Source organism: Marinibactrum halimedae (genome assembly GCF_021234875.1).
GTDB lineage: Bacteria > Pseudomonadota > Gammaproteobacteria > Pseudomonadales > Cellvibrionaceae > Marinibactrum > Marinibactrum halimedae.
Genome location: NZ_JAJQVM010000066.1, coordinates 1 through 4,850, shown reverse-complemented (window position 1 = coordinate 4,850; position 4,850 = coordinate 1). Strand labels below are relative to the sequence as shown.

7 protein-coding genes and 1 pseudogene are annotated in these 4,850 nt (G+C 43.5%); 7 read left to right on the top strand and 1 reads right to left on the bottom strand.

Annotated elements, in window-relative coordinates:
* The 7 genes and pseudogenes from LU351_RS19960 to LU351_RS19935 form a co-directional block, all read left to right on the top strand.
* A partial coding sequence (locus LU351_RS19960) for a hypothetical protein (protein WP_232595855.1) occupies positions 1–527 on the top strand: 527 nt, incomplete at its 5' end.
* Between the two features lie 8 nt (positions 528–535).
* Complete coding sequence (locus LU351_RS19955) at positions 536–892, top strand: hypothetical protein (protein WP_232595854.1); 357 nt, start codon at positions 536–538, stop codon at positions 890–892.
* Between the two features lie 72 nt (positions 893–964).
* Positions 965–2,248 carry an RHS repeat domain-containing protein gene (locus tag LU351_RS19950; protein ID WP_232595853.1) on the top strand — a complete coding sequence of 428 codons (1,284 nt, stop codon included), beginning with the start codon at positions 965–967 and terminating at the stop codon, positions 2,246–2,248.
* Positions 2,249–2,256: 8 nt separating this feature from the next.
* Entirely contained in the window at positions 2,257–2,706 is a 450-nt protein-coding gene (locus LU351_RS19945; RefSeq protein WP_232595852.1) for a DUF5958 family protein, read from the top strand.
* A 301-nt stretch (positions 2,707–3,007) separates the two neighbouring features.
* A complete protein-coding gene (locus tag LU351_RS19940) occupies positions 3,008–3,430 on the top strand; it encodes a hypothetical protein (RefSeq protein WP_232595851.1) in 423 nt (140 codons plus the stop codon).
* A 91-nt stretch (positions 3,431–3,521) separates the two neighbouring features.
* Positions 3,522–3,737 (top strand): annotated as a pseudogene (locus tag LU351_RS21100) (GH-E family nuclease); the annotation flags it as partial.
* On the top strand, positions 3,734–4,288 hold the full coding sequence (locus LU351_RS19935) for a suppressor of fused domain protein (protein WP_232595850.1): 555 nt from the start codon (positions 3,734–3,736) through the stop codon (positions 4,286–4,288). The pseudogene LU351_RS21100 and the gene LU351_RS19935, both read left to right, overlap by 4 nt.
* A gap of 239 nt (positions 4,289–4,527) precedes the next feature.
* Here the strand turns inward: LU351_RS19935 and LU351_RS19930 are convergent.
* Positions 4,528–4,850 (bottom strand): hypothetical protein (locus LU351_RS19930; protein ID WP_232595849.1); only part of this gene is annotated, 323 nt, incomplete at its 5' end.

Below are 4,850 nucleotides of genomic sequence, written 5' to 3'. Positions count from 1 at the left end.
CCAATGGCTTGGCCACATCGGAGTCGATGATGGGGCTGGGATTCATGATGATGGGTGGCCGAAGTATGGCCGAACAGATTTATGATGGCGCGGTTGATATTTACAATGAAGTGACCAGTAATTATGCAGCGGGAGAATTCCAGCAGGCCGGTGTGGCGGCATCTGGTGTGGCTGGAATGGCGCTTACTCGTAGGCCGGTTAAAAAGTATGAAGTTGGCACCTTTGATGATTTAACTACGCGTTCGGTGAAAGGCGATAAGTTAGACATTCATCATGCCGCGCAAAAGCATCCTGCGGGACAAGTAATAGATGGTTACGATCCGAAAACAGCACCGTCAATGGCTGTACCTCAGCGCGAGCACCGGCGCATACCAACGATAAAAGGAACTTATAGTGGTAATCCAAGGGACTTGCTTTCGAAAGATGTAAGAGATCTCCGTAATTACACGAATGCTCCTAACAGCAACATTAAGGATCTTATTCGATTGAATAAGGAAATGTTTCCCGACGCGTTTAAAAAGAAATAGGAATAAGTATGAATAGTGAAGAGTTTGTCGAAGCTGTAAAAGAGATAGTTCGTGATTCCGCAATTGAGGATACGATTGAGAATCTAGAAGATCCACCGGGTAGAAAAATTCCAGAGGCAGAGAAACAGCGTTCCGAATGGTTCAATAATTTATGTGATAAGGATCGTAGTAATGTTGAGAGCATCGTAACTGAAGCAGTCGATGAAGCGCTATTTGGTCTTCTTGCGGTCCTTGACGGATCTAGAGCGATTCAAGACGGAGAGGATAAAGGAAGATTGTTACTGGTGCATAAGGGGCTCACTGAAGTGTTGCTCAATGACCCTGATAAGATTGGTCTTCATGATTTATATAATGCTAAGGATTAATTGGTTTTTGCTGATCCAGTAATGTTACAAACAAGGCGATGTGTTCTTTAAAAATTTAATTTTGATTTGTAGGTGGCTAAGAGATTAGCCGCCTATTTTTGTGCAGGAAATTGTAGCTGTGCCACCACCCTCACGGATGATAACGGCCAAGTCACGGCCCGTCGTCATTTCGACCCCTTCGGCAAACCACGCCAGGGGAATTGGGCGGAGCTGGATATCGCGCAGTTGGGGGAAAACTCCTTCGACAGCGACATGGCCACCCGCCGAGGCTTTACCGACCACGAGCATTTGGATGAGGTAGAGCTGATCCATATGAATGGCCGGGTGTTCGATTATCAGCTGGGTCGTTTTTTGAGTGTGGACCCGTATATTCAGGAGCCTGGGAATTCGCAGAGTATTAACCCGTACTCGTACATTATGAACAACCCCATGGCGGGCACCGACCCGACGGGGTATCGGGCTGAGGAGGGTCAGTGCCAACACAGTGGCTATTTTTGCAGTGTGATTGTCTTTAGTGGCCAGACCAGAGGCGAGGGCAGTAAGCAATCGGCGTCCGTACAGGAAAGCAATGGCACGGTAAACCAAGCGGAGAGCCCACTAGCCAGCGCGGGCGTTGGCGGCAGTGAGAGTATGAAGACGGAGGAGATTGGGTCTCAGTTTAACCAAGTGGGAACCTGGGGTACTGAGAATGGAATGGAAACCGTTGGGGTGGTGGCGCAGCAAGGTTCCCGAAATTACAGTGGTTTGCATAAGTCCGTTCTGTTTGGAATGGGCCTAGTTGAGGGAACGTTTAACGGCATTGTGGGCTCCAATGGCTTGGCCACATCGGAGTCGATGATGGGGCTGGGATTCATGATGATGGGTGGCCGAAGTATGGCCGAACAGATTTATGATGGCGCGGTTGATATTTACAATGAAGTGACGGGTAATTATGCAGCGGGAGAATTCCAACAGGCCGGTGTGGCAGCGTCTGGTGTGGTTGGAATGGCGCTTACTCGTAGGCCGATTGGGAAGGGGCCACTAGCTGGAGGAGGAGCGAAGCTAGAAAATTTGTCTCCTGCTGACGCAAAGAGAATCCAGAACGCAGCTAATCGAACGAAACAAGATATTTCAGTAGTTGGAAGCAGAGCTTCCGGGAAGTCAAATCCTAATTCGGACTGGGACTATATCTTTTCTGGCAACAACAGGCAGAGGCATTCAGCAAGAAGTTCAGTTCCTAGAGGAACGCAAGGAGGTGAAGTTAATTCAATGGGAAGGGAAACGGGCATAGATGTGTGGCAAAGCTATAACCCTAAAGCTCCGAATTACTCGACAGTAAACACCGATCAGCCCCATATTATTTTTAGACCGCAATAGAGGAATCAATGGACATTAAAACTGATATCTATCTAAATCAAATATCTCAAGGTGTCAAACCACTTAACGAGGCTGTCGAGTGGTTTATTTCGGCTAAGGAAATTCAAATAGAAGTTTTAAGGCGCTTGATATATTTTATTTTGCAGTCAGGCGCTCTAGGAAAAGATGTTGAGAGCGCAATCAGTAATAGTGGCCTTAAACCAACATTTACACCTTGCCAATTACTTTTAAAGGTTTTTAGGGAAGAGCCCAATGGAAATATCATGCTTTCGCAAAGCTTATCAAATATTGCAAATTTACCAGAATCTGAAAGAGAAAAATCTTTTAAGTTGCTATTAGCAATGTTTTCAATTGCAGACAAAAGAAAGCGAGAAAAAGGCCTCCAGCCTGAGAAATATTGGTGGCACAAAGATTTGTCTGACGTTGGGGTTGTCGAAAAAATTTTGGCTAATGGCTAAATTTTAATGTTACAAAAAAGACAGTAAAGAACTCTGCTGGTAAATCTGTAACTCGAAAATTCGTTAAAGATCAAGATGGCCTTCTTAATGAGGCGGAAAGGGCCGCTGGCGGATCTCTAGACAAATTTAAAAACTATAAGCCTGATTGGTGGGAAAGCCCTGATGGCAAGAGGAGAATTGAATGGAATCCAGTCGGTCATGCAAATACGAACGAAGGTCCTCATGTGACAATCCGTGATTTTGATGGAAAACGTCATAGTGTGACTGAAAAAATATTTATTGAAGGGCAGGAAACGTTTAGATGATTGAACTGCAGTCAATCCTCATACTTTGGGAAACCTTTAGATCGATATTTAAGAAGTGTTTTAGACATGAATGTGTTTCCCTTGAAGATATCGTGAAAAACTCAGAGAGTGAAGGCGCTCATATAGTGTGGCATGATCTCAGTGATTGGGAAAATCTTGAGGATCTTGAAATATTTGAAAAATTGAAGAACCTTAACGAATTTAACGGGGAAGTTTATGTGGTTACGGAAGCATCATATAAAGACGGTTTAGGCCCGTTTAAATTAAATTCGATTAATCTAGAATTATTTGTTGAGAATCATCTGAATCTTATTGGGGAGTGTTTCTTCAATGGAGATGTGTTGATCGTTGATCCAGAGAATCTATGCATGTGGGTATTTCATCATGAAGGAGTATTTGCTTTCATAAGCAGGGTTTAATGTTCCAAAGAGACCAGGGAGTTTCCGCAAGAAAACAGTAAAAGATAGCTGGGATAATGCGGCTGATGGTAGTAAGCCTGACACTAAAGCTTGTCCGACATGTGGAAAAGATGTTTCTGGAAATCCCCATAAGGGTGAAAAAAGAAATGGTTCTGATGGTTGGGACGTTGATCACCAACCTCCGTGGAGTCAACGTGACCTTTCAGGAAAGAATCGTAAACAGGTATTAGATAATTATAACGAAGGCACAAGGTTAGAGTGCCCCAGTTGTAATAGATCTCGAGGGGCGGCGCCAGCAGATTTATGACTTTAACTACGCATATTGAAAAACACTTAGGAAAAATTGATAAAGGTTGGGCACTTAAAGATGAGCAACTACCTATTCAGGTAGTGCGATTTAGAAACCAACCTTTTGAAGGCGTTACAACTTATGTAACGTTGGGCCTTAGTGATCATCTTCTTAATTTGAAAGAAGACAAAGATGTTCTGCAAGAATTAGTTTTTTCAACATATGATAGATATCCGTCGGAGCAAATCGCTTCGTTTATGGTTACTTTTGCAGAATATCTTCTTTCTAAGAAAAGAGGACTCTTAAGGGGGGATGTGGTGGGGCCTAGCTCTCCTCTTATTCCTGGTGTATCAGTAAATGGTGTTTACGCATCAATCCCCGTGTTTTTTGATGACGATTTTTATGTTTATGAAGGTGGTCAACTATCGACGGTGTTGGTTTGGTTACTCCCTTTGTTAGATGATGAGTGTAGTTTTGTTAAGCAAAATGGTTGGAATAGCTTTGAAGACATGCTCGAATCAAAAGATCCAGATTTATTGGATTTAGATAGGTTGTCAGTTTGTCCGTAAATAATTAGCCCCGCAAATGCAAGGCTAATTATTTATTAAGTTGTAGCGCACCTTTTTGCTGTCGTAGTTTTTGCCAAACTCTTCATCGTAGGATTTGCTAAAAAATAGACGCTTTTCCCGAATTGCTGCTGTAGCCTTTTCGAGTTTTGCCACTCTTACATCGTAATGTCTACCGTTTTATTGTCGTAAGGTGCTGGCGTAAAAAAAGGGCTTTCGCCCTTTTCCTATTTTTCGTCCAACTACGATAACGCTTGCTGCGTGATTAACTCTTCATGAGATCGCCAATGCGGTTGCACAAGCACATTATTCACATGCGTAATCGATACGACCCTTTTGGTTTCTCGTGCTGCTTCAATTAAACTTCCCAAACACAAGTTACGACACAGCCGTAAATTCCCTTCACTGGAACGAATAATCAACGCCATCGCGGCCTCGTCAAACGTATTAATGCTCATTTTTACCGACTCCAGTTCTCGAACAATGTAACGTTCCATGTCTTCTTGATTCAGTGGCTTGAGCGTCGCGGAATAGGTAATACGACTTTTAATGTCTTTGTTGGTAC